Source organism: Mucilaginibacter sp. SJ (assembly GCF_028993635.1).
In the GTDB taxonomy this organism is placed as follows: domain Bacteria; phylum Bacteroidota; class Bacteroidia; order Sphingobacteriales; family Sphingobacteriaceae; genus Mucilaginibacter.
In genome coordinates this window covers 5,903,970-5,930,070 of record NZ_CP118631.1, presented here as the reverse complement: position 1 = coordinate 5,930,070, position 26,101 = coordinate 5,903,970, and the positions used below count along the sequence as shown (strand labels likewise).

The following is a 26,101-nucleotide window of genomic DNA, read 5'->3' as shown; positions in this document are numbered from 1 at the left end:
GGTTTCTTTATGTCAATATCACTTATGCGATATTCTGGCATAAACCCGAAAAAAGACGTAGCTTATCAAGAATTTCATACCAGCTGAATCCTGACAAATCTAATATTTAAATCGATTTAAATAAAATGTAGTTATATTTAATTTTGGAGGGAGACATTCTTTATACTGTAATACCAGCAAATCATCTCTTCCGGATGACCATAATCAGCGGAGGATTATCATCGCCGATCCGTTTTAACTCAAATTTCGACTTTGCGAATGTTAATCCGATTTTTGAGTCACTGCATTACCAAGCGTTAATTAATAAAAATAGAGTAACGTATTTGCTATATTTAACCACTTATCATTATTCATGGAGCTTCTATATATCTGGATCGAAGAATTCAGAAACCTGAAAAACATCGGGTTCAATTTTACCGACAAGATTAAGTTCGACTACCTTCCCGAGCACCGGGAAGTGCTAATCGAAAAAAAAGAACCAATAAGACCCGGATTTTTCGGAAAAAAGGTCAATAACGTCACAGCGATCATTGGAAAAAATGGTACTGGCAAAAGCAATCTGCTTGACCTTATCTGTTACCTTACTAAAGGCTCATCCAAACGATTTTATAAATTCATCATCATTTATGAAGACGCCAGAAACAGAGGGCAGCAATACATTTGTAAAACCAATATTGAAGAGCTTAGCAAAGACAAACGACTCTTTATCATTGACGCAGGCAAATCAATCCCCAATATAGGCGCTATCTTTTTTTCCAACGTCAATGACGGAAGGGAACACCGCTTTGCAAGGGATATTATCGACATCTCACAAAATTCGACCTCGCGGCACACCCGGAAACGGAGCGACGTCTTCAACCAATTAAAATTCCTGCTTTCAGACCATTTTGAAGCTGTGAACCTTTCAGCCCCAAATACTGTCCTACTCACTACAAGGGCAGATATAACGATAAAAAAACCACTTCAAACCTATCTCAGTTCATACCCAAAGTTTGAAGCGCTGGTGAAGCTATACTCATCCGGGCTTAAACGTCACAAACCAGCCGAGCAGTTTCGTTATTCACTGCGGTACACTCTTTTCATTTACAGCCTCAATCATGTCTTCTCCAACTTTATCGATAATTCACAGATAGGGCTATCCGGAAACGAAACAGAGTTTGTCAATACTTTTACTACCATATTCCAGAATAGATTTCCTAAAGCAGATCTCCCTGGAATGTCAGATACTCATGAAAGGCTCGAATATTTTCTTCGCGATTTCATGGATCATTACAAACAGCTCGGTGAAATGAATGTTAACGAACTTTACCTGTTTTTGGATTTTGATCGCGATATCCCAAAAATGAATCTCATCATAGCAGAAGAGAAGATCTCAAAAAAAACCTATTTCAAAGCTTTTTTTGACGAATTCAATCAGGGGATTTTCAAAAGGTATAATGCTATTTTTGATTTTCCTGAAATCATTGACTTAGAGTGGACCGGCATGAGTTCCGGTCATAAGGCATTCCTCAATCTTTTTGCGCAGCTTCATTCGACCATCAAACGTATTGCCCAACAGGAAAATGTCCTTGTTTGTATTGACGAAGGTGACCTTTACCTTCATCCTGAATGGCAGCGGCAATTCTTAAATAGGGTTATACGCTATGTGCCGGAAATGCTGAATAAGAACTTGCAATTCATCCTCACCACGCACAGCCCTTTCCTGATCTCTGACCTGCCTAAGGAAAATCTAATCCTGGTTCAATCTAACAGTTTTGGCAATTGCGAGATAGCAACCAATAAGATCACTTTAAGGCAGACTTTTGGAGCTAATATTTATGACCTTTTTAGAGGGCCTTTTGTACTCGAAAAAAGCACGATTAGTGAATTCGCTTTAAGGAAGATCAACCGGGCAGTCGCTATCCTGAGCCAAAAAGCGATATCCAGGGTGGAATACAATGAGGCAAGAGACATCGTTTCGGCCGTCGGTGACTATGCAGTTCATTTCAAACTTGATTTAATGTTGAAAGATGCTGAAACTCTCTTGTAATCCACCGGAAACCTTCGAATTGCTGGAGCACAAGCATTTTGAAGGATTAAATAAGATCATTGGAACCGGACAACGAAGGGGATTGTATGCAGTCGCTGCCCCGATCACCAAGCTGCATTCCGCCATAAGAAATCATTCCGGAAGGAAAAGGGCGTTCTTCGAGTGGCTTTGGGGCATAAACGGCGGTAGGTTGCGTGCCATACTGATTGGAAAGCCTCCCTTATTGAAAATGATCGTTGATTCCTTTAACCAAAAGTTCCCGGAACTGGTTTTCAGCGAACAGGATGCTGACGGCAATGTTAACTTTAACGCACTGGGCAATACCGTATTAGATATATTTAATTATAAACGCTATCGTCAGTCTGACATGTGCCTTAACTACCTGTCAGCATTAGGAATAAGGCAAGCGACACCTTGCCCATACTGCAATTTTGACGAAATATACCTAACCGAAGTAAACGGCGACGACTACCATTATGATGAAGATGAACGAGAGGCTGAAGCCAACAATTACCAGCAGGCACTCTTAGACCTCGACCACTTCTTTCCGAAATCCAGATACCCCTTCCTAGCGATATCCCTTTATAATCTTGTGCCCTCCTGCCATAATTGTAATTCAAACTTCAAACATACTAAGGAGTTTGCCCTCGAAACACATGTTCACCCCTATATGACGGATTTCGAGGACATCTTCACTTTTTCTTTAAAAACACCCTATGTTGATGGGCAGACATATGACACATTAGAGATACTGTATAGTAACAAGGCTGCATACCCGGATTTCCCGGATAACAGCATCAAAGATTTCAGGTTAATTTCCAGATATAACACAAAGCGGGAAACGTTATTAGATATGTTAAAAGCGTTACATATGGGTATTTTCGAAAATTTTGATCAAATCTTCACTGATCAGCAGCAAGGCGATATCAAAAAACTAATACTTCGAAATGCTAAGATTCCATTTGAGCATCAAGAGATTACAAAATTTCAAATCGGAAAGCTTAAAAGAGATATTTACCTTGAATTCTTTCAACGAAAAAGTAACCTTGCCTAATCTTTCTTATGAATACCAATATTCTTTTTTCTGTTTGCCAAGACTCGCTTGATTTGCCGAATCTATTATTTTACCTCTAATTTAATCTCTGATTTTTGCAAACCATCAGCGTTTGCTGAAATGGTGACCCTTCCTCTATTTTGTCGCGCCTGTATAACGACCAATGCTAAACCGTTATATGCGTAACGATAATCAGCTTTAAAGGGTTCATGACTCACCGGGTCTCCATTATCAACACCTGCAATAAAGGCGTCGCCTGTAATAGTAAAACTTATCTTGTTTTTGGCAAAAGGGACCAGATTGCCATCTTTGTCCACCACTTTTACGGTAATGAATGCCAGATCCTCGTCACCGTGGTTAAGTACTTTTTTATCTGTAATAAGCTTGAGTTTTGCGGGTGGGCCTACGGTTTTGACTTCGGTTGATAAAACTTCAACGCCTGTTTTACGGGACACGGCTCTGAGTGTGCCTGGTTCATATTTTACATGCCACATCACATGCAGGTCATCACCGGATTTTCTTTTTATGCCTAATGATTTTCCGTTCAGATACAGTTCCACCTCATCGGCATTATTATAGTAAGCCCAAACATCTACCGTTTTTCCTGCCTCCCAGTTCCAGTGAGGCAGCAAGTGTAAAACCGGTTTATTTGTCCATTCACTTTGATACATGTAGTACACGTCTTTAGGAAATCCGGCCAGGTCAATAATCCCAAAATATGAGCTTCGTGCAGGCCAGGTATATGGCGTGGGTTCACCCAGATAATCAAAGCCTGTCCAGATGAACATGCCCGAAAGAAAGTCGTGCTTCTTGATGATTTTCCAGGTTTCTTCATGCGTTGATCCCCAGGGAGTAGAAACATTATCATAACTTGAGACCGTCAAATCAGTATTCATCGGCTGCTTATCTTCATCAGACCAACGGCGTATACTATCACTCGGCATATCAAAAATCCCCCGGGTCTCCAGGGCTGATGTTGTTTCTGTGCCTACAAATTTTTTATTGGGATAGCGCTCATGAAAGCCAACCAAGTCATTATGATGATAATTATACCCGATTAGATCTGTAGCCCCTGAGCTGATAATCTGATTTTTTGTATCAGGATGATTATTAGCAGCAGTAATCGGTCGGGTATTATCGAGTTTATGTACGATCTCTGCCAGGTCTTTCGCAATACGGAAACCACTGGAATCGCTCTGTTCCGGAATTTCATTCCCGATGCTCCAGATCATTACCGAGGGATGGTTTCGGTCTCTTAAAACCTGGTCTTGCAGATCCCGTTTGTGCCATTTTTTAAAAAATAAATGATAATCGTATTTTTCCTTGGCTTTCTCCCAGCAGTCAAACGTCTCGTCCATAACTATAAAGCCCATTGAGTCAGCTAGCTCGAGTAATTCGGGAGCCGGCGGATTATGAGATGTACGGATTGCATTACATCCCATTGCCTTCAACATTTCCAATTGACGTCTGAGTGCATGTACATTCATAGCCGCACCTAAACACCCCAAATCATGATGGTTGCAAACGCCCAATATTTTCAAAGATTTTCCATTCAGTGTGAATCCTTTGTCTGCATCAAAACTGAAATTACGGATACCTGTAGTGGTAGAATAATTGTCGACAACGATCTTATCCGAAACTATTTTGGTAATAACTTTATAAAGAGTGGGTTTATCCACTGACCATAAGTTCGGATTAACTACAGTCAATTGTTGTTTGAACGTTTTCAGTGTATCATTAAGCACAAGATGGCGGAGCGCATTGCTGCTTACCCGTTTACCGTTCTGATCATATATCGACGTTATCAGTTCAATCTCGTGAGGTTTCCGCATTCGGTTACGAACAGAGGTCTGAATTTTTATATAAGCTTTAGATCCAATGACTTCGCCGCAGGTAACAAAAGTTCCCCACTGATCGACCGCTATTTTACCAACGGTAAGCAATCTGACATGCCGGTATATTCCCGAGCCTGAATACCAACGGGAATTAGGCTGCGCCGAATTATCAACCCGCACTGCGATTACGTTTTTTTGATTGCCATATTTCAAATAAGGTGTAAGTTCATACCTGAAGGAGATATAACCATTGGGTCTGAAACCCAGATGATGACCATTTAACCACACATCGCTTTTTTGATAAACGCCATCAAAATCGATATACATTAGTTTACCTTTGCCTGAGGCTGGTATTTTGAAAGTTTTACGGTACCAGCCTATCCCGCCAGGCAAAGCGCCCCCCTCTGGTTTCGAAGGATTATCTTTACTGAACTTTCCTTCTATACTCCAGTCATGTGGCAGATCTAGCCTGCGCCATTCAGCGTCATCAAAGTCTGCACGCTGTCCATCAGTTACATCACCTAAATTAAATAACCAGTTCTTATCAAAAGCTGATACCTGTCTCGGGGAAACACCTTGTCCCCGAATAACGGCAGCAGATAATAGCAATATACAAAGCAGCAGATACTTATATTTCATTTTTCAAATCAGATTTATATTGACAATTCATGTTAGTTCCGGATATACAAATGCTCCCCTTTTATATCTTCAGGAAGATCTTATTCCTGTATAAAAAGTACAACAAGGCAAGCTGCACAAAAACAACGGAAATAGCCGCCCAAATCGGTTGCCAGCTTTGAGCAAGATGACCGATAATTCCCCCGAAGAAAAAATTGGCTGTGTGCTGAAAATCAACCATCCCTTCAGCTGCCAGATAGATCACTATGGAGTTTACCCCGATCAGCACAAAAGGGAACGCCCATTTTTTGTACCCGGCAACATCTATCACCAGGTAAAATACCGAAAGGAAAACCAGGCTCCATCCGCCTACAAACAATACAAACGAGCTCGTCCATAAACGTTTATTAATAGGGAAAGCAATATTCCACAGCAAACCTAAGCCAATAAGTAAAATACCTACTGCTAATAGCCCAACACCCTTTTTCCACATTGGCCATTTTACAGATTCAAACTTCAGGAACTGGCCTGTAAAAATGCCCAGTATAGCGGTACCAATAGCCGGAATAGTGGACAATATACCCTCGGGATCATGCACTTTATCATGTAGCCTGCCCGGGAGCAATAAACGGTCGATATAGGATTCCAGGCTACCGTTCATGGTTAAAACCCCAGCCCCATAACCGGGCACCGGAATCAGTTCCATAGCAGCCCAATAGCCCAGCAACAGAATACCGAACCATAAAACCTGTCCCCGGATATTAAAATTAAGATAGATGACACCCGCAAAGAACCAAGCAAGGCCGATACGTCCCAGTACGCTTGCAAACCGGGTATTCTCCAAACCATTAAACTTAAACAAACCGTTAACAACCATCCCTAAAAAAAGCAGGATAATGGTACGCCTGATCATGGAGCCGTAAATCTCCCGCTTTGCAGTAGATGGTAACAGGTGTGGGTAAGCAACCCCATGTTTACCGGCTTTGCCGCCCATTGAATAAGGCATGGAAACACCTGCAATAAACAAAAACAAAGGAAAGATCATATCATAAAAGGTGATCCCGTTCCACTCGGTATGATGTAATTGTCCAGACATCCACACCATGAGCGGCCAGCCGGTGGCCTTAGCAAGTGCATGCACTACCCCTTCCCCGCTCATGATCCAAAACATATCAAAACCACGAAGGGCATCTAACGATAATAACCTTGCCGGCTTAGTAACAGTATTTCCAGGTTTAGCTGTTGATGTATCCATTATTTAAGATCGTTACCCATTATTGTTCTGTATTTTTCATATAACTGTTGCGCAACAACTGTGCTGTTGCCGGCAGGAACAACAGGATAAGTTTTGGATGAATTAATCCATTGCCATTCCCAGTTGCTTATTGATTTATCAAATAGCTTAAAGTCGGGTTCTTTTCCAGTTTCTATTGATCCTTTTAGTAACTCAAAGAATTTTTGCCAGCGTACCTTGTAAAAATCATTGAGCAAACCGCTCCATTGCCGGCAGGAGTATTCGTGCAGCGGACTATCGGCGTCGCCCCAAAGTGTTATCAGGTTGCGGGCATTTTTTTCATAAAGGGCTTTTTCGCTTGGATTAGTTCCCCAGCTGCGGGCATCGGCTATCCAGGGGCCAAGCATAAAATCTTTGCGGGTAGCCAGCAGCTTATCCATATCGGCTATCAGGCCAATATATTCAGCAGTATACCTGCCAAAAGCCTTGTCATCTTTATCGTGGTATGCCTTGATCCATTTTAACTGGAGCGGTCGGCCATAGTTAGCCAGCACTTGCCGGGTTACATCAACCAGGTCATAATTAAAACCGCTGCTTTGTTTACATGCAGGGATGGCGGCTATCATTTTATCCCAGGCAGGCAGCAAGTCCTTCCGATTATAGTTTAAGCGGGTACGTGTCCATATCGCTGCCGAATCAAGCGTTGGCCGGCCGGTGATGATCGATTCGGCACCGTCACGGATATCCTTGCCATTAAAAACGGTAGTCCTGAGTGTTTGCCAGGCATCAAGTGCAACCTTGCTCTTTACACCATAGCGGTTAAATAAATACTCCGGCAGCCATTGATCAAGATCAATGGATTTGTTTTGCCAGGTATGTTGCGTCATTAATTCATAAAGCACAGGGGTTTGTTCAATAGCCTCCATGGTTAAGCCGATACCAACCATTTTCCCCGACTTTGGATCATTAAGGGCCTGTGCCGGCTGCGTGGCTACCGCCTCTATCCTGCCAAACAAACTATTGTTACCGCCGTAGTTATGCAGCATGTTCCAGATCCAGGGTTTGCCATAAAACGCTTCGGTCCGCTTCCATATCGGTTCATAATCAGTATTAAGGTCAAGCACAATCATATGATCATCAGGCACGGCATTCAGCAATGCTTTGATCTGCTCGTTTTGCCAAAATTTACGATCACTGAAAAACAACCAGCCTTGCATTACCCAAACAGCTTTCGGATCGGCCCCTTTCATGCCATCATAAACCCGCGCGCTTAGTTCCGAAAGAAATTTAGGATCGTTAGAAGGCGGTTCGTTCTCGTTAAAAGTATCGGCAGAATATAAATGGTCAGTACCGTAAACTTTGGTTTGTTCCTGTATAAATTTTTCGCCAATCTCGGCAAATAAAGGATCTGCCGAATCCAGGATATAAGTATCAGCGAAGCCGTTGTTCCAGTTGGTTTGCTTCAGTTTAGCATTAGGGAAATGTTTTTTAAACGATGCCGGCACATGCCCTGTAAATGCGGGCAGCACAGGTTTGATACCCAGTTCGCGCTCGCGCTGCAATATTTTGATCTGCAAATCCCGGTGACCGGTTATCCAGCTTGCAGGCAGCGGACCGTCCCATTTGTCTATATTACCCATATAAAACCAGCCAAAATATGCAGGACCGGTAAAAAAGTCCTGCATATCTTTATTGCTAAAGCCCATGCCTTTATAAACTTTATCCCACACGTACTCCTGCCCAGTTATGGCCAGCGGCATATTAATGCCGTGTAGCGCCATCCAGTCTATTTCTTTTTCCCATCGTTTCCAGTCCCACCAGCTCATGCTATAGCTATAGGTGCAATAGTTAAGGTAATACCGATATTGGTAAGGGGTAGTTTTATGGATCTTTTTGGCTGGTACAGGCAAGCGTGATGGCAAATTAAGATTGGTTCCGTTCCATGTGATCTGGCAATGCGCATATTCGGTGAGGTAATAATATAAAGCTGATGCCACCGCAACACCATTATTGCCCCTTAATATAATTTTACCCTTATTCCCTTCTACTTCAAAAACGTCACGGGCCTCGCTTTCAGGAAGTGGCTGAACAACAAAATTTTGCGCATAACCTGGCACAACCCGTTTAATTAAAGCATAAGAAGATGGTACATGCAACTGCGCCTGAGTGCTGATTATTCCACCGAAAACACCGCACAGCAGCATGCAAATGAAAACCTTTGATTTACCTGTCATTTACTTTGAATATTTTATAAGATCACTGAGTTTTTATGAACATCGACCGATGATTTTTGAATTTTTTACCGCGCTCCTATGCCCGTTGAAAATTGCTAAACAAGAAGATAAAATTATGGCAAAAATGACTTCCAAGTTCATTTGCAGTGTATTTGGAAAAAAGGTGACGGACAAAAGTCCGCCACCAGTTCAATTAGTTAAACAATCAATAACCGGGGTTTTGTACCAGGGCTTTGTTCAGCTGCATAGCAGAAGTGGGTATCGGGAAGATACGATGATTGGGGTTGGCATCTGTTTTAAAACCCCATGAGGTTTCAAATTTACCGAACCTGATCATATCGTTCCGGTGCCATGATTCCCAGGCAAACTCCCTGCATCGTTCCGCATAAATATTTTCCAGCGTAACTGTACTCCACGCAGCAGAAGTTGTACGTTCTGCACGTAGCATATTCACTAAAGTAAGTGCGGATTGACCCAGGGTAACTGAACCTCCTCTCAAGATGGCCTCAGCTTTCATTAACAGAATATCAGAGTACCTGAAAATAGGTATATCGTTCTTCATATTTCTGTTCAACGAGGTAGAATCCGGGTAAAATTTGATGTTATGATAGCCCATATTCCAGCCGATCTCATCATTACCTACATCGAACGTACCAACATCCTGTCTTAAAACGATATTCGGGGTCAACTCAACCTGGTAAGTGATGGAGCCATTAGGGTCGCTGCCTTTATAAAACTGATCATAGCTTTGGTTTGTTGTTGTATAAGTTACTGGAGTTATACCATCAAATTGATATTGCTTACCTGTTAGCCATTGCTTGTTCCGGATATCGTTGACATCGTTAAAGTTAGCGTAATAGGACGGCAGCGTACTAATCGCGGCATCCGGCGAAAAGTTAACCTTGTATTTGTTTACCAATCGCCTTGGCATATCATAACGCTGATGCAGATTCTGGCTTCTGAAAGGAAGCGAATTTGCAGCCGAAGGGTCAAATGGAATAGCAAAGATAAATTCTGCTGTTTGTGGTCCGTTATCAGGATAAAACATTTTCAGATAAGTGCTGCGCGGCTCCAGGTGAAAGGCTCCGGAATTGATCACGTTGTCACAAGCAGCAATACAATCGTCATATCGCTTCGTACCCGTGTAATATTCAGCATTGAGGTACATTTTTGCAAGCAGGGCATAAGCCATGTATTTTGTAGGTTTTCCATAGGTTGTCTGCCCCGTAGTAGCGCTGAGACCTGGCAATGCGGCTTTGATTTCTGATTCAATAAAATTAAAAACTTCGGTTCTGGTTTTGTTGGGATGGGCTGTATAATCCCCGTAAACGGTAACTATCGGAACATTGCCAAAACTGTCCATTTGATAAAAATAAGCAAGTGCACGCACCATTCTTAATTCCGAAAGATCCTGCTGTTTGGCAGCACCTTCCGGCTCAGCGGCCTGAAGGATAGACATTGCCTGATTAGCCAGGCCAATGATTGCGGATGTCCAATACCACTCACCACTGGCTCCGGGATGATCTTTAGTCCAGGTATGATAGTGCAGTTGCTGGTATTCCCCGCCGTTATACCAGTTTCCACCATAGGCAGGAAAAATAACCTCATCGGTGCTGGCTGACTGCAGGAAAAAATGTTCTACTGAAATGTTTCCCCGTAAGGCCACATACACGGGTCCCGCCGCCTGTGCATATTGAGCCGTATTTTGAGGAAAGACGTCTGAAGTTAACTCTGTTTTGACCGGCACAGATACTTTCTGGCAGGATGCAAAACACAACATGAGTACAGCATTAAAACTAATGCTTCGCAATATTTTGTTCATGATAAATTCTTTTAACTGGTTACTTAAAAAGTTACGTTAGCTCCGATTAGAATCGTCCTGGTTTTCGGATAAAAGTTATTATAGTCTACCCCTGGCGAAATCCCGCCCTGGTTAATCTCCGGATCTACCCCTTTATATTTGGTAATTATGAAAACATTGTTAGCGGACGTATATATCCTGAAAACCTTGATATACTTACTGCTTAGTTTAAAGTTATAAGCCAGGGTAGCATTATCTAAACGCAGGTAGCTGCCGCTCTCGACAAAACGTGACGAATATAAATACGCATTATAATCTGCTGCGGACTCACCGGCAGCGTCTTTAAGAATATTGGTATACTGCGCTGTATTAGGCCTGAAAAGGTCGGCACGGGTGGCATCAAATATCTTATTGCCAAAAACACCCCTGAAAAATATATTCAGGTCAAAATTTTTGTAACGAAAATCATTTGACCAACCTACCAGCAATTTTGGTTGGGCGTTTCCAAGGTAATGATAGTCTGTACCAATGGTCGGAGCTGTTGTCAGTTTCCCGTCGGCTCCGACAAATTGTGAAACGCCGGCCGAGTTTTTACCCGCATACTGAAGCGAAAAGAATTGCCCCAGCGGTTTCCCTGATTTTAAGATCTGTAGCGAGTGGCTAGATTGCCCCGCACCTTCCGGGAAAGAGTATAATACAGAATCGCCTCCTGAAAACAGCGGATTGGACAAGCTGTTGATCACATTTTTATTGTGTGACAGGTTCAGAGTAGTAGACCACCTGAAATTAACGGTTTTTACCGGAGTTGTATTGATGATCAACTCGATACCTTTGTTGGTCATGCTGCCGCCGTTGGCTACAATTGTTCCGGTTGGCACCAGGATCGGGTCAACCGCATAGGAGAAGATCATGCCAGTTGTCTTTTTATTATAAACATCCAAAGCGCCGGTTACCTTTCCTTTAAACAACTCAAAATCCAGACCAAGGTTGGCGGTAGAAGTCTTTTCCCATTGCAGGTTTGCATTTGCGGCCTGTGTGGCTCCAAGGGCATTGATATAGTTACCATTACTATAGAAAGTACCAAGGGCGCCTGATATGGCTTGTGCGGTATAAGCATTAAAACCCGATGAGTTACCGGTGATACCATAACTGGCCCGCAGCTTCAGGTCATTTATTGTATTATTATCCTTCAGGAAACTTTCCTGGCTAACGCGCCATGCCGCACCGACTGACGGAAAATATCCCCATTGGTGATCCTTGCCAAATACGGAACTTCCATCGCGTCTTACAGATGCCTGTAACAGGTATTTTTCCTTGTAATTGTAATTCAACCTCGCAAAATCTGATATCAGTCTCGTTTCCTGGAATACACCGTCTGCGCCGAAGTTTACCTGAAAACCGGAGACCGCATAAGGATTACTTAAAGCCAGGTTATTATAACTGACGTTGTCAACCGGGAAATTTGATGTTGTTACCTGGAAGCCATCCCCTATCGTATTATTCTGCCATGAATAGCCTAATACCGCATTGATAGTATGCTCTCCTATCTTTTTATCCCAGTTAAAGAAGGTTTCCAAAATTTTATTCACCGTTTGCAGTGAGCTGCGCGTTGCCTGGCCGTTTGCGCCGAAAGTCTGCTGGGTATGATATCCCAGGCCCGGTTCCGGATTATCGTACAACCCGTTATAATGTGAAGTAAAATAAGAAGTATAGAATTCGCCGTGTAAAGTAGTTGTATTTAGATAAGATAAATTTAGATTATAAGTTAACCCGAAAGGAAGTTTCAGCTGGGTGTTAAAAGCTGCCACGAGATTATTGTATTTGGTATCGCTTACACTGTTGTTCAGCATAGCAACCGGATTGTAATAATTTTGAGTGGTAGGATTTTCAAAGTAGCTGCCGTCAGCATTCTTGATTGGAGATACAGGCAGGAAAAGCGCAGACTGGAGCAGGATCACGTTACGGTAAGGTACATCCTGCGCCTTGCTGTTGGAATTTGTTACCGACAGGCTGAATTTCAACTTATCATCAAAAGCGCTTTGTGTTAATGCAAGACGACCGATAACACGTTCCAAACCTGTATTCAAGATAATACCGTCTTTTTTAACATAATTGACACTGGCATAGTAACTGCTATGGTCTGTTCCGCCGCTGAACGAAAGATTATGATTGTGGAAAATTGCCGTTTTCCGTTCTATAGCCTGTTGCCAGTCGGTGTTTGCACCTTTATCATTAGCCGAAGAAAGGGCCTGGTTATTGGTTTTCAGAAAGCTCCTTAGTTCATCAGCATTCATCATATCAAGCTGATTGGCCACCTTTTCAGCACCTACATAGCCATTGTACGCTATTGCCAGTTGTCCCTTTTTACCTTTTTTTGTCGTAACCATGATGACACCGTTAGCAGCCCGGTTTCCATAGATCGCGGTAGCTGCAGCATCCTTCAATACATCTATCGTAGCTATATCATCGGGAGCTATCGTTGCGATATCAACTCCGGGAACACCGTCGACCACATAAAAAGGCCCCTGCGAACTATTAATGGTAGAGGCGCCGCGTAATACTACCGCGGCCGGTTTATTAGGGTCACCGCTGGCAGTAATATTCAACCCGGGAACTTTGCCCTGGAGTAACTGACCAACATCCGTAATAGCACCTTTATTCAGATCTTTGTTATTTACCGTAGATACGGCGCTGCTTAGGGCTGCCCTGGTTGCATTACCGTAACCAATTACGACAACCTCATTTAAGCCTTTTGCTGCCTCAACCAGAGTGACGTTTAGTGATGTCTGATCTTCAATCATGATTTCCCTGGTTTCAAATCCCAGGAAACGAAACTGCAAAACATCCCCTTTATTGGCATTAATGGAATACGAACCGTCGGCAAGGGTCGATACTGCCTGCTGGCTCCCTTTAATCTGAACGGTCACCCCAGGGATCGGGCTGCCTTTACTATCGGTAACCTTTCCCGTAATCTTCCTAAAAAGGGTAGTGGCTTCCCCGTCTTTTTCCTGGGGCTTTTGAACTGCACGCTCTTTGATAATAATCATATTATCATCAAGTTCATAAGTTAAAGGCTGATCCTTGAAAATCTGAGCCAGCACCTGATTAAGCTCGGTATTAACCACATGAATCGTTACGGGTTTTGCCTTCAGCATGGCCGTATTATTAAAGATGAACAGGTAGCCGGTTCTTTTATGAAGTTCTTTTAAAACGGATTTTAATTCACTGTTTTCTTTACTGATGCTGACTTTTTGCGCCAGTGTCCGGGCGCTCAGCTGCATTGCCAGCAGAAAAATTAGTAAGCCCGTGATTTTCATTGTTCTCAGTACCAGTTTTAAATAATTGCCGCGTTGTTCGTTGTTACACTCTCCGCGCCGAACAGGCACGGGAATTTTAGAATGCAAGAGTAGTTTCATACATTTGAATGTTTGGATTAAGTTTAAATCGGAGTCGAATTTGAATTTGAGCTGATTCATGCATATTGCCTTTCCGGTCGGAATCCGGGAGGGCTTTTTATTGATCAGCTATGGAGTTGTGTACTTTTTTATTTATCCATATGCGGAGGTTTAGTTAATAATCAGGTTAAAACTATATTTTTTCAACAATCACTGTATTTTTAACGATAGTAAATTTGATGCCGCCCGTCCGTTCAAGGAATTTCAGCACTTTCGAAAGCGGAATATCTCTTTTAATCAGGCCCGTAAAATTCAAGCGGGGCTTAGGTCCGTTGTATTCAACTTCAATATCATACCAACGTGCCAGGTCCTGCATCACCAAATCGAGTTCGGTCCCGTCAAAAACGAACAATCCGTTTTTCCAGGCGACGACATCATCCGTATCAACTGTTTTGATATCGAACTTCTGCGTACTGCTTTCATAAACGGCCTGTTGTCCGGGTATCAACAGTTTTTTCTGTTTGCCATCCGATATTCTGACGGCTCCCTCCAAAAGTGTGGTTTTATTTACCTGATCCTGGTAGGCACGAATGTCAAAATGTGTTCCGAGCACCTCCACTTTTTGTCCTCCAAAGCTGACAATAAAAGGCATCTTTTTATTTTTAGCTACTTCGAAGTAAACCTCACCTGTAATCATAACATTCCTTGAATTACCGGTGAATGCAGTCGGATAGGTAATAGATGATTCAGCATTTAGCATAACCAAGGTGCCATCCTGCAATTGCAGTTTATATTGACCTCCTCTCGGAGTAGACATTGTATTATTCAGCGATTCCCCGGTGTCCGACGCACCAGGTACATAGGCGAGGCTTCCGCCGGAAAGCTTTATAACCGCTGCACTGCCTTGTTGTGCAAGTTTTCCGTTTTTAGCGCCATTAAGTTCAATTTTCGCACCGTTCGCAAGCGTAAGTACAGCCTTGTTCCCCCCGGGCATAATATCATGATGCACTTTATTTGCTGCGAGACTTTGTCTGTCACTCCTTAAATGGAACTGATACGCCCCAAATGATAACGCCAGGACCAGCAGTGCAGCCGAAGCATAAACAATCAGCCGGTTTCGCGAAATACCAGCTGGAGCAACATTTGCATCGCGGTATTCGTCTAAATATCCGTCCAGTGCGGTTTTAAGCATCTTTTCACGTGTACCGGAATCAAACGGATCTTCGTCAAACAGGTGCGTTTTATACGCTTCCTCCATCAGCTCATGAACCAGAGGTTCCGAATCCTTCCGGTCAATAAGCCGCATTAATTCATTGCGTTCTTCCGGGGTTTCGGCTTTATTAAAATATTGACGAAACAAATAGCGTAATCTCTCAGACATTTTCTTCAATCTTCTGCTAGTAAAGAGTCAAAAAAAACAAAATAGGGGTAGCCTTATTTGAAAAAAAATAATTTAATTTCGAAAATGACTGCAAATCGCAGAAAACACAAGAAAAAGAAGATGATTTTTCTCTGAAATACTGTTTTTAATAAATTTATTAGCAGCAACAATGTGTTTTTTCACTGTTTCTTGCGAAATACCGAGCATTACTGCAATTTCACTATACTTTAAATGATCAATTCTACTTAGCTCATAAACTTTCTTCTGTTGTGGGGGTAGCTTTTCAACCAGTTTATCTACCATTAGGCAAAAGCTCTCTTCAGGAGAAATATCGCCGGGCAAATAGAGTTCCTCCCGGTACTGCTGTTCCCATTCCTGCTGCTTCAGGTGGGCATTTGCCTTGTCTTTTAAAAAGCGATAGGTGCGATTTCTCGTTATGATAAAAAGATAATCAGTAAAACTTTCTATCTGAGTAAGGTCCTGCCTCCTGGACCAGATCTTTACAAAAACATCCTGCACAATTTCCTCCGCAGCATCTGTCGACTCAGTGAGCCGGTATACATATTGACCGAGATGTCTGTAATAGGTATCAAAAAGGTATGTAAAAGCCCGCACATCCCCCAAAGCTACTTTACTAAGGATTTCATATTCATTATGAATCGGGCGAATTGACAATGCTAAAATTAATTGAATTTAAAATTATATAAATTTTATCATACCGTTAAGTATGTTATCAACAAAAATATTACAATTACCCGAATGTACCGGGATTATATAGCCTGGCCCCTGGGATTATAAAACGATAACGGAAAGAGACCTGCATTGTTTAACTTGATAAAAAACTGTACCCTAGCGGCTATGGTTTTAAAAACGGCCAGCAACCAGGACTTTTCCTAAATAAGCAATTAAAGAAAATCGTCATTACGAATTTGAACGAGGGTCGTTAGCGAAGACGATATCATGTCTTATTTAAGAGAGCATCTGTCTGTAGAATATTCTGATCATTAAAAGTAAAACGCCTGTAAAGAAAACAGGAAAGTAGCGTGCGTTAACCCGATATTATGCTGATACAGCTCCATATAGACTATTTTGAACCTTTTTCGTTAAATCCCCCCTTTCATTTGGCTTATTTCCCCTCATTTACAGTTGCTTATTTGTGGCAAATTGGCTGAAGAATCAGCAAAACCAATTACAGAAACATCACAGGTGTTCGGGATCTAAAAAGCTACAGCTGTTAAAACTGACTTATTTAGCTTAACCTACCGTTAATCATCATTTGTTTTTTGCCGCGGAGAAAACAATAGGGACAAGACGGCTTATCAGAATCATCCGAAATCTGGAATGTCATGTTAAGGGTTCGCTGAGGGACTTATTATAAACCTTTAATTCAAAAAAATTATGATGAACAATTACGCTCATTTTAAACGCCTCAAAGCGTTTCTAAAAAGAAGAAATGTAAATGCTTATGGCAGCATCCAAATGATTTGTACCATTTGCTTTCTGTTGTTTTCGTTCCAGCTACAAGCACAGCAGGAGATAACCGGAAAAGTAACATCAAATGATGGTCCCGTATCCGGAGCCACAGTAACAGTAAAGGGCAGCGTAATTAGCGTCGCCGCCGACAAGGATGGGAAATTCCATATTACTGCATCTAAAGGAACCACCCTGGTGATCAGCTCAGTCGGCTATACAACACAGGAAGTACTTATCAACGACCAAAGTCCCTTGTCTGTTAAGCTAATTAGCTCAAGCAATGCACTGAATGAAGTAGTGGTCATAGGTTACGGAACCCAGAAACGCACTAACATTACCGGCTCGGTTTCGGAGATAAAAGCATCGCAATTTGAAAATCAACCCATCACAAGCGCCTCCCAGCTCCTTGCTGGAAAGGTTGCCGGCGTAAATATCAACCAGGGTTCGGGAATCGCCGGCGACGACAATGCGGCTATAACCATTCGTGGTATCGGTACTTTAAATAACGCCGACCCTTTGATTATTATTGACGGCGTAGTGGCTACGACAGATAACACACCTCAATCCAATGCTTACGGAAGTGGCGTGCCAGGTAAGTCAACGAATCCGCTTAATGCTATTAATCCCAGCGATATCGAATCAGTTACCGTACTGAAAGATGCCGCATCCGCATCAATATACGGTTCAAGGGCCGCTAATGGTGTAATTCTGGTAACAACGAAACGCGGTAAAAAGAACTCATCACCCACAGTCAAATTCAATGGCTATTATGGCCAGACAAAGGTCACCGGACTACCTCAGATGCTTACCAATACTGTTCAATTCATGAAATTGCTGAACCAGGCAGATATAAACAGTGGACAGACTCCGGCATTTGCTGATTCAACTATTCAGAAATATTCTTCTTACGGCGATATTACAAGTACAAACTGGGTTAAGGAATTGTTCCCTTCAAAATTTTCGCCAATAGGTCAATATGATATGTCTGTATCCGGGGGAAATGACAGGACAAATTATTTTGTATCACTAGGGATTCTGGATCAGAAAGCGGTGATATTAAGCGGTGACTATAAGCGCTATAATTTACGTACAAACCTGGATACCAAACCATTGGACAACTTAACGTTTGGTACAAGCCTGACGCTAAGTAGAGGACAGCAGAATGCCCCGTCAGACGATATTCTTTATGTTTCGGTATTAGATGCATTAAGAGCTACCCCTATCCTGCCTGCTTTTGCATCCAATGGTTATCTGGCCCTACCGGATAGCTATTCATTATATACCTCAAACACAGTGCAGGCTTCCAACGCGTTAGCCAGGTCGTATGGGAATCAGGTGCTTGCTACAACACAATCCTTTTTAGGCTCGGCCTATATGGATTGGGGAATCATCCCCGGCCTTCACCTGAAAGCGACCTTAACGGCGGGTGTAAATCCGTATGACCGGACCGGCTGGACATCAGACCTGGTGGGCTATAACTGGAATTATCAGGCCAACCTCGCGAACGGAATTCCGCTTAACAATCTGACCGGTTCAGTATCAACTTCGTCGTTGGTACTAACCCACAGCGAATCAACAAGAATTAACCCCTTTGCTCAGTTAACCTACAATCGCAGTTTCGGCAAACATTCATTCGCAGCAATGGCCGGCTACAGCTACGAAAAGAACAAGTACTCATACTACTATACCTCTCGTCGGACATTTTCGTCCAATGATACAAGGGTTTTGTCCGCAGGTGATCCTTCGACACAAACCAACGGCGGAAACGCCTCCCAGAATGCACTGGCATCCATATTCGGAAGACTAAATTATAGTTTTGCTGATAAATATCTTTTTGAGGCAGATGTACGGAGGGATGGTTCCTCTCGTTTCGGTCCGAATAGTCGTTACGGTACTTTCCCCGCTTTTTCAGCCGGCTGGTTAGCAACAAAAGAAGACTTTCTTAAAGATCAGAATGTGATATCTTACCTGAAGCTTCGGGCTTCCTGGGGCAGGCTTGGTAATCAGTATGCGTCAAGCGATTTCCCGTATCTTGGGCTGGTTGGGTTTGGCTATAATTACAACTTTGGTGGCACAACCGTAGGTGGCGCCACCCAAACAACTTTAGGAAATCCTGACCTGAGCTGGGAGACCACAACGACCACTGATATCGGCTTGGATGTAAACTTCTTCAAAGAGCATTTACAAATAACTGCGGATTATTACAACAGAGTGGCTACCGGTATCCTTTATGATACCCCGTTACCTTCTGTAACAGGTTTTACCAGAGTAACCAATAACCTCGCAAGCGTTCAGAATAAAGGTGTCGAATTATCGGTTAACTATGTTGGCACCGCCGGCAATGTAAGGTACAGTATCGGGGGAAATATTGCCCGTAATAACAACCAGGTAAGATATATCAATCCAACGCTTAGCGGCAATAATGATAGGGTGATAAATGATTCCTATGCATTATTAAGGGGTTCGCCAGTTGACGCAATATATGGATTAAAGGTTATCGGCATATTTCAAAGCCAGTCCGAGATTGACAGTTCGCCGACTCAATTCAATGGCACCGGCCCTGGGGACCTGAAATATGAAGACTTGAATCATGATGGTAAAATCGACCAGGATGACCGTCAGGTATTGGGGAACTTTTCGCCAAAATGGACATATGGATTTAATGCGACCGTTAGCTACGCTCATTTTACATTGAGCGCACTGTTCCAGGGAATCGGAGATGCGCAGGCATATAATCAATTCGAGTATTATGTACCAACTTTTCAGGGCTCAAATTTCGGCACTCAATGGTTAAATGCGTGGACACCCGAAAATCACAGTACTACAATGCCTCGTGTATGGAATACTTCCGGTCCGAATACGCAGTATGCAAATTCATTCTTCGTGCAGGACAGGTCCTATTTACGAATGAAAAACATTCAGCTTAATTACGAAATGGGGCGTTTCCTTAAGAAAACCTTCCTAAGCAATTTAACAGTATTTGTGTCCGGTCAAAACTTGTTAACATGGACTAAATACAAGGGGTTTGACCCCGAACAAGCTGCACAAATTGGCAGGTCAGGCGTGCCTCAGGTCAAAATATACACAGCAGGGCTCAATTTAACTTTCTAATTGACGAACTATAAATTTTACAAAAATGAAAAAAATTCCATATATACTTTTGCCTCTTTTTTTGCTGTGCGCATGTAAGAAGCAGCTCAATTTATACCCGCTTGATGCTGTAAGCACAGCTAACTTCTTTAAAACTACCGGCGATTACGACCTTGCCTTAAATGGCCTCTACGATGATATGCAGGGACATGGTCAGGGTGGACTGGGCGGTGTTTACGCCGGTGACCTGTATTGGGAAGTGGCCTCGGACGGAATGTATTTTGGCTTCTCATGGCATACCCCCTACTATGACATCTCAAATGGAAATTTAGCCCCGTCGACAGGCAATCTGAGCTCTCTCTGGGATTCCGGCTATAAAGCTATCAGCTGGTCTAATACTATACTGCAAAAGGTTGACGGCAATTCAGCTTTAGATGCCGCATTCGCAAAACATATTAAAGGCGAGGCACTGTTTTTAAGAGCTGCTACCTATTTAAGACTGGTAAGCGTTTATGGTGATGTACCACTAGTATTGACAACTTTGAACCTGGCCAACTCAAAAGTCTCCAGAACGCCTGCAGATCAGGTATATCAGCAAATAGTCGCCGACTTTGATGCAGCGGCCCAGTTACTTGATGTCACACCTTATAACGGGCAGAAAGGCCGGGCGACAAAACAAGCAGCACTCGGTATGAAGGCAAGGGCATTAATTTATGCAGCAAGCCCTCTTTTCAATACCTCAAATGATTTGGCGAGATGGAAAACCGCCCTCGCAGCTTGTCAGGCTGTTGTGGATTTGGCCGGTGCAAACGCTAACGCAATAGGACTTATTCCTAACTATAGTGATGTCTTTTCTTTAAGCAATGAAGACAACAAGGAGATCCTGTTTAATATCGAATATACGTCGAATAACTCTTCCGAGGGCGGCAACAACGAATTGCCATTCGGTCCTTCAAAGCTGTCAACCCAAAGCGGGGTTGCAGGCAGTTGGGGCGCTGCCGCAATTGTTCCTGAATATGCTGATTCTTACTTGATGAAAGACGGCCTGACTGCCGCTACATCACCGTTTTACTCGGCGGCTAATCCGTTTTTGAATCGTGACCCTAGATTCTACACAACATTCTTTTTAGCAAACTACACAGTTTTATCAGATGGCTCGCTATTTTATCCGTTCTACCTAAATAGCTTTGCTGGCTCTGCGTATCGTACTGCCTATCCTATTTCTGTAAGGAAAGGAATCGATGAAAACGCAAAGAACCAATCATATGATAATGAGCAGGCACCCAATTTTATCGTATTAAGATACGCAGATGTGTTATTGATGTTAGCCGAAGCTGAAAACGAAGTTAATGGCCCTACCGCAAAAGCTTATAGTGCCGTTAATCAAATCCGTCAAAGGGCAGCTATGCCTATTCTTATTCCGGGCTTATCACAGGCTGATCTTCGTACAGCAATTATGAACGAAAGGAAATGGGAACTGGGCTATGAATCTGTCAGATACTTCGATATCAGACGCTGGAAAACTGCAGAAACGGTGATGAATTCACTTACTAAAGCTGCAAGCTTCGGTATAGCGCCCCCAAAACACTTCTATGCTCCTAAAAATTACTTCTGGCCGATCGCGACTAACTCTATTGACGCAGATCCGAACCTGAAACAAAATACTGGTTATTAGTGGTTTGATAACTTGGTTAACAGTTGGTTGAAGCCCCCGTTCTCTAAAAAGACGGGGCTTCTTTTTTTCGGCCTGCTCCGTGCAGCAAATAGCGTCCTACCGTCCGGGTCCTTATCTGTGCGGTTTATCCTTTGTGACTATCTGTTTTCTTCGAAACGAGGTATATTGAGCCTGCTTTATTGTCTGTCATAGAATTTTTATATTTATTTACAAATTCCGACGGATTCATTTTAAACAGTTTATTGAATTGTTCCCGGAAATATTTCTGATCGCTAAAGCCGACCCTGTATGAGATTTCCTTGATTTGCAAATCTGTCTCCATCATCAGCTGCCCGGCTTTGCGAAGGCGGATATACCTGATGAATTCAACAATAGTAAGTCCGGATACTGCTTTTATATTTCTGAAAAGCTTAGATCTGCTCATTCCGATTTCAGCTGTAAACTGCTTAGTGCCGAAATCGTCATCTTGTAAATGCTGCTCAACGATAACGATGCATTTATTAATAAATTCACTGTATTCAGCAGGTATTTTGAACTGATTTTGTTTTAAGGTGATTTCATTAATAAAGAACTTTTTTAACAAAACCCGGCCTTTTAACATACTCTTAATCCTGGCGATCAAAAGATCCTTCTCGAACGGCTTGGTTATATAATCATCCGCACCGCACTCTATTCCTTTTAATTTAATTTCCGGAGAGGAACTGCCTGTTAGCAGAATAACCGGTATGTGACTGAATGAGGGGGATTCTTTAATTTTTGAGCAAAATTCTACACCACTGGTTCCCTTCAGCAGAACATCACATACAATAATATCTGGTTCATCCTGCAGTAAAAGATCAAAGCCCTGATCAACATCCTCCGCTTCTAAAATAGCATAGCTTTTGTACAATATCTTTTTCAGATATGTTCTGAAATCCGTATCATCGTCAATAAGCAAAACTGTCTGCTTCGTTGGTGTTATATCAGGTGCCATAACCTGATCGAAATCGTAAAACTGATCTTCAGCAATCGGCGCTGACTCACCAATCAGTTCATCCACTATATGAGTTGAGCGCTGCACTGTTTTATCCTCACTTTGTCTCACGTAGGGTTTATCCGGCTTCGGCAGTATCATCCGGAATTCTGTTCCCTTACCGAGTTCGCTGGTGTATGTAAGCTCCCCCTGAAGTACTTCCATGTATCTGTGGGCTAGATACAGCCCAATTCCAAAACCGCTTTCGCTGCCGTTTTCCTGATTTATCCTGTAAAACTTTTCAAAAATTTTGTCGCCCGCTTCCGGTGAAATTCCTTTACCTGTATCACGAATACATATGTCAACTGACTTTTGGTGTTCGTTGATACTTAGCCTGACCGTACCGTCTTCTGAAGTATACTTGATCGCGTTAGACAATAAATTGAATAAAACTATATCAATTTTTTCGCGGTCTGCAAAAAGAAAAACATCTACATTGTTACTGAGAAACTCATAACTAATCCTTTTCTTTTTTACCTGATTATTAAAGCAAAGAAAAACCTCATTACAAGCTTCAGTAATATTCATCCATCCCGGATTGAAAGCCGAAATCTCACTTTCAGAACTCTTAAATAATAATAACTGATCAACCAGACTGAGCAGCCGCCTGGAATTCCTATATACGGTACTCAGATCAATCAGGTCCAAATTCTTACCGTCACTATGAAGCAGTTCCTTGATCGGATTTAAAATTAATGTTAACGGCGTTCTAAGTTCATGCGAGATATTTGTAAAAAAGGAAAGTTTTTTTTCGTTGACCTCCTTTATCAGCTTCATTTCAAATTTCAGCTTCGTTTGTTTGTAATGATAGATCAAATAAGCACCCAAAATTGACGCAATAAAAAGTAGATACAAAAGGTAAGCCCACCAGGTTCGGTACCAGGGCGGAATAACAGTAAACCTGATAAGTTTGACTTTAGGACTCCAGATTCCGGATGAATTAGTGCATCTGATCTTTAAAGTATAAGTACCTGCATCCAGTTGCGTATAATTTAAGGTTCGTTGGTTAAGCAGATAATTCCAGCCTTTATCCCTTCCTTCCAATTTATAAGCATACTGAATTTTATCTGGTAAAGAATATTCAAGTGCCGCAAACTCCAGGGAAATAATTGCCTTGTCATAAGGAAGCCTGATATGATCAATGTTATATATAGTGGAACCTCCGGCCACATACTTACTGTTTGCATCAATAAGCGTATTCGCAACCCTGATCCCGGTAATAATTAAAGGGGAAAAATCATGATACCGGTGGATGTTTTCCGGATTAAAAATATTAAATCCCTTTATTCCGCCGAATATCAGCTCTCCGCTTGACAGCCGGGTTGAAGCGTTAAAATAAAACTGGTTAGACTGAAGCCCATCCGCAGCATAAAAGTTCTCAAAGCTCTTACCTACCGGATCAAACTTTGAAATCCCGTTATAAGTACTCATCCAGATCCCGCCGCTTTTATCCTCTTCGATGTTTAATACCTTATTGTCGCATAGCCCGTTTTTCTCAGTAAAGTTTTTCAATATCCCTTTATCAGGTTCGTAGCTGAACAGGCCCCGGCCATATGTACCTATCCAAAGCATGCCGGAAGCTGAATAATGCAGGGATCTGACCGCTGAGTGAAGATTGACAGATTTATCCACGCCAGTTTTTTTGTCAACATGCAAAAGCCCGCTGAAAGTTCCCAGCCACAAGCCATTTTTGCCGTCATTGGCTATTGAAATGATATCAGTTGTCAAGTGAAAGGGCGCGGGAATAAAACAATTCCTCGCAGCGCTGAAGTAAAAAAGCCGGCTCGTATCCACTGCTGAACTTGCCGCCCAGATTACGTTTTCATGGTCCATGGCAAGCTTCCATACTGGATTTCGCCCCTTTTTGTTCAGGAACGGAATGTTTTTAAACGTACGCGTATCGTAATCATATCGCAAAACACCGGGGCCGTATGTCGACAGCCACATGTTTTGTCCGCTATCCTTTATTATACTGGTTATGTAATTGGCGTTAAAGCTTTCGTTCGGTAATGACTCAAAAACATGGTTTTCGAACAGGTTGGCTTTTTTGTCCCAGATGCTGAGCCCGCCCCCGTCAGTTCCTATCCAGATATGATGGTACCTGTCTTCACAAAACGAAAAAGTGAAGTCACTTACTAAACTGTTTGGGTTGAGTCCTATGTGCCGCACAGTTTGAAACTGGTTAATTTTAGGGTCAATTACATCAATACCGCCTCGTAATGTTCCTATCCATTTTCTGGATAATTCATCCTCAAAAACTGTATAGACTGAATTGCTTGTTAAAATATCGATGCCAATATGACGGATGATCCTCATTTGTCCGTCTATTCCGTCAAGTTCAACGACTCCCTGACCATCCGTAGCAAGGTACATCTTGTTCAGCTTATCTATTATTAACCCGTTTATCTTAGCATTGCTGAATGCTTTAAGATCAACTTTTGAGAGCGTCTTATGCTGAATGTCATAAAAGTACAAGCCGTTATTCGTCCCTAAAAATAAATTCCCTTCAGAATTGGCTGCTATACCCGAACAGGGCGGAAGATTCATATCAACAATTTCCATTCGCCCCCGGCCTAAGTTTAATTTACACAAACCTGTCCCTTCAACAGCAGTCCAGACCGCGCCGTCTCTGCTTACCAAAGCTGCGGTAGCTGTATAACTATTGATAAGAGAATGTTTACTGTTCAGCAGGGGAATCTGCCGCGCGTCAAGATTTTCGGATATCTCAAGAAAACCGCTTTCACGTGTTGCGGCAAATATCTTATTCTTTGAATCCCGGCAAATGGAACTGATCGGCCCTTCGATTATTCGCTTTTTCCCGGATGCATCAACCACATATACCTGTGAAAACTTTAAATCTTTCCTGCCTAATACGCCAAGACCATTTTGAGTTCCCACCAACAGGTTCCCTGAAGCATCCGAATTAATACAAATTATATTATCGTCCGGTAAAGTTGTTGTATCCTGATATTTATTCTTAAATTTCTTAAATGAATATCCGTCATACTGATTGAGCCCGTCAACAGTTCCAAACCACATCAGTCCGTTATGGTCTTTGAAGACAGCAGTAACCGTATTATTTGACAGACCTTCTTCGATTCCGATGTATCTAGTGTTTTGACCAAAACAAAAAAAGAAAGGAACGTTAGAGATAATTATAGCAGATATATATTTTAGAAATCTCATGCCGTATTAATCAAATAATTCTTAGAACAAATTGGTTAGGGTAACCTTGGTTAAAGTAAATGTAAAATTAATCATTACTATCCG

12 protein-coding genes are annotated in these 26,101 nt (G+C 42.3%); 4 read left to right on the top strand and 8 right to left on the bottom strand.

Going from position 1 to position 26,101, the window contains the following annotated elements; translation table 11 throughout:
* The first annotated feature begins 352 nt into the window (after positions 1-352).
* Together MusilaSJ_RS24415 and MusilaSJ_RS24410 are read left to right on the top strand one after the other, a co-directional pair.
* A complete protein-coding gene (locus MusilaSJ_RS24415) occupies positions 353-2,029 on the top strand; it encodes an AAA family ATPase (protein WP_274987372.1) in 1,677 nt (558 codons plus the stop codon).
* Positions 2,010-3,083, top strand: coding sequence for a hypothetical protein (locus tag MusilaSJ_RS24410; RefSeq protein ID WP_274987371.1), 1,074 nt, complete (start codon positions 2,010-2,012; stop codon positions 3,081-3,083). The genes MusilaSJ_RS24415 and MusilaSJ_RS24410 overlap by 20 nt, the downstream gene beginning before the upstream one ends.
* Before the next feature lie 65 nt (positions 3,084-3,148).
* On the opposite strand, the gene galB is transcribed toward MusilaSJ_RS24410, so the two are convergent.
* The 7 genes from galB to MusilaSJ_RS24375 all read right to left on the bottom strand — a co-directional run bounded on the left by galB (position 3,149) and on the right by MusilaSJ_RS24375 (position 16,256).
* Positions 3,149-5,557 carry a beta-galactosidase GalB gene (gene galB, locus MusilaSJ_RS24405; RefSeq protein WP_274987370.1) on the bottom strand — a complete coding sequence of 803 codons (2,409 nt, stop codon included), beginning with the start codon at positions 5,555-5,557 and terminating at the stop codon, positions 3,149-3,151.
* 61 nt (positions 5,558-5,618) lie between these two features.
* On the bottom strand, positions 5,619-6,791 hold the full coding sequence (locus MusilaSJ_RS24400) for an acyltransferase family protein (RefSeq protein ID WP_274987369.1): 1,173 nt from the start codon (positions 6,789-6,791) through the stop codon (positions 5,619-5,621).
* Positions 6,791-9,004 carry an alpha-N-acetylglucosaminidase gene (locus tag MusilaSJ_RS24395; protein ID WP_274987368.1) on the bottom strand — a complete coding sequence of 738 codons (2,214 nt, stop codon included), beginning with the start codon at positions 9,002-9,004 and terminating at the stop codon, positions 6,791-6,793. The genes MusilaSJ_RS24400 and MusilaSJ_RS24395 overlap by 1 nt, the downstream gene beginning before the upstream one ends.
* Positions 9,005-9,209: 205 nt before the next feature.
* Positions 9,210-10,826, bottom strand: coding sequence for a RagB/SusD family nutrient uptake outer membrane protein (locus MusilaSJ_RS24390; protein WP_274987367.1), 1,617 nt, complete (start codon positions 10,824-10,826; stop codon positions 9,210-9,212).
* A 23-nt stretch (positions 10,827-10,849) separates the two neighbouring features.
* Entirely contained in the window at positions 10,850-14,221 is a 3,372-nt protein-coding gene (locus MusilaSJ_RS24385) for a TonB-dependent receptor (RefSeq protein WP_274987366.1), read from the bottom strand.
* Positions 14,222-14,393: 172 nt separating this feature from the next.
* Complete coding sequence (locus tag MusilaSJ_RS24380; protein ID WP_274990483.1) at positions 14,394-15,581, bottom strand: FecR family protein; 1,188 nt, start codon at positions 15,579-15,581, stop codon at positions 14,394-14,396.
* Between the two features lie 72 nt (positions 15,582-15,653).
* Positions 15,654-16,256 carry an RNA polymerase sigma-70 factor gene (locus MusilaSJ_RS24375; protein ID WP_274987365.1) on the bottom strand — a complete coding sequence of 201 codons (603 nt, stop codon included), beginning with the start codon at positions 16,254-16,256 and terminating at the stop codon, positions 15,654-15,656.
* 723 nt (positions 16,257-16,979) lie between these two features.
* On the opposite strand from MusilaSJ_RS24375, the gene MusilaSJ_RS24370 reads away from it, so the two are divergent.
* Positions 16,980-20,165, top strand: coding sequence for a SusC/RagA family TonB-linked outer membrane protein (locus tag MusilaSJ_RS24370; protein ID WP_274987364.1), 3,186 nt, complete (start codon positions 16,980-16,982; stop codon positions 20,163-20,165).
* Between the two features lie 25 nt (positions 20,166-20,190).
* The gene (locus MusilaSJ_RS24365; RefSeq protein WP_274987363.1) at positions 20,191-21,819 is read left to right on the top strand and encodes a RagB/SusD family nutrient uptake outer membrane protein; all 1,629 of its coding nucleotides are present in this window, start codon (positions 20,191-20,193) and stop codon (positions 21,817-21,819) included.
* A 124-nt stretch (positions 21,820-21,943) separates the two neighbouring features.
* On the opposite strand, the gene MusilaSJ_RS24360 is transcribed toward MusilaSJ_RS24365, so the two are convergent.
* Positions 21,944-26,017 (bottom strand): two-component regulator propeller domain-containing protein, encoded by a 4,074-nt coding sequence (locus MusilaSJ_RS24360; protein WP_274987362.1) that lies wholly within the window; start codon positions 26,015-26,017, stop codon positions 21,944-21,946.
* Positions 26,018-26,101 lie beyond the last annotated feature (84 nt).

What these genes read in the sequence shown, in the direction of transcription:
- MusilaSJ_RS24415 (WP_274987372.1), top strand. Translation starts at nt 353, where the DNA reads ATGGAGCTTCTATATATCTGGATCGAAGAATTCAGAAACCTGAAAAAC.
- MusilaSJ_RS24410 (WP_274987371.1), top strand. Translation starts at nt 2,010, where the DNA reads ATGCTGAAACTCTCTTGTAATCCACCGGAAACCTTCGAATTGCTGGAG.
- galB (WP_274987370.1), bottom strand. Translation starts at nt 5,557, where the DNA reads ATGAAATATAAGTATCTGCTGCTTTGTATATTGCTATTATCTGCTGCC.
- MusilaSJ_RS24400 (WP_274987369.1), bottom strand. Translation starts at nt 6,791, where the DNA reads ATGGATACATCAACAGCTAAACCTGGAAATACTGTTACTAAGCCGGCA.
- MusilaSJ_RS24395 (WP_274987368.1), bottom strand. Translation starts at nt 9,004, where the DNA reads ATGACAGGTAAATCAAAGGTTTTCATTTGCATGCTGCTGTGCGGTGTT.
- MusilaSJ_RS24390 (WP_274987367.1), bottom strand. Translation starts at nt 10,826, where the DNA reads ATGAACAAAATATTGCGAAGCATTAGTTTTAATGCTGTACTCATGTTG.
- MusilaSJ_RS24385 (WP_274987366.1), bottom strand. Translation starts at nt 14,221, where the DNA reads ATGAAACTACTCTTGCATTCTAAAATTCCCGTGCCTGTTCGGCGCGGA.
- MusilaSJ_RS24380 (WP_274990483.1), bottom strand. Translation starts at nt 15,581, where the DNA reads ATGTCTGAGAGATTACGCTATTTGTTTCGTCAATATTTTAATAAAGCC.
- MusilaSJ_RS24370 (WP_274987364.1), top strand. Translation starts at nt 16,980, where the DNA reads ATGATGAACAATTACGCTCATTTTAAACGCCTCAAAGCGTTTCTAAAA.
- MusilaSJ_RS24365 (WP_274987363.1), top strand. Translation starts at nt 20,191, where the DNA reads ATGAAAAAAATTCCATATATACTTTTGCCTCTTTTTTTGCTGTGCGCA.
- MusilaSJ_RS24360 (WP_274987362.1), bottom strand. Translation starts at nt 26,017, where the DNA reads ATGAGATTTCTAAAATATATATCTGCTATAATTATCTCTAACGTTCCT.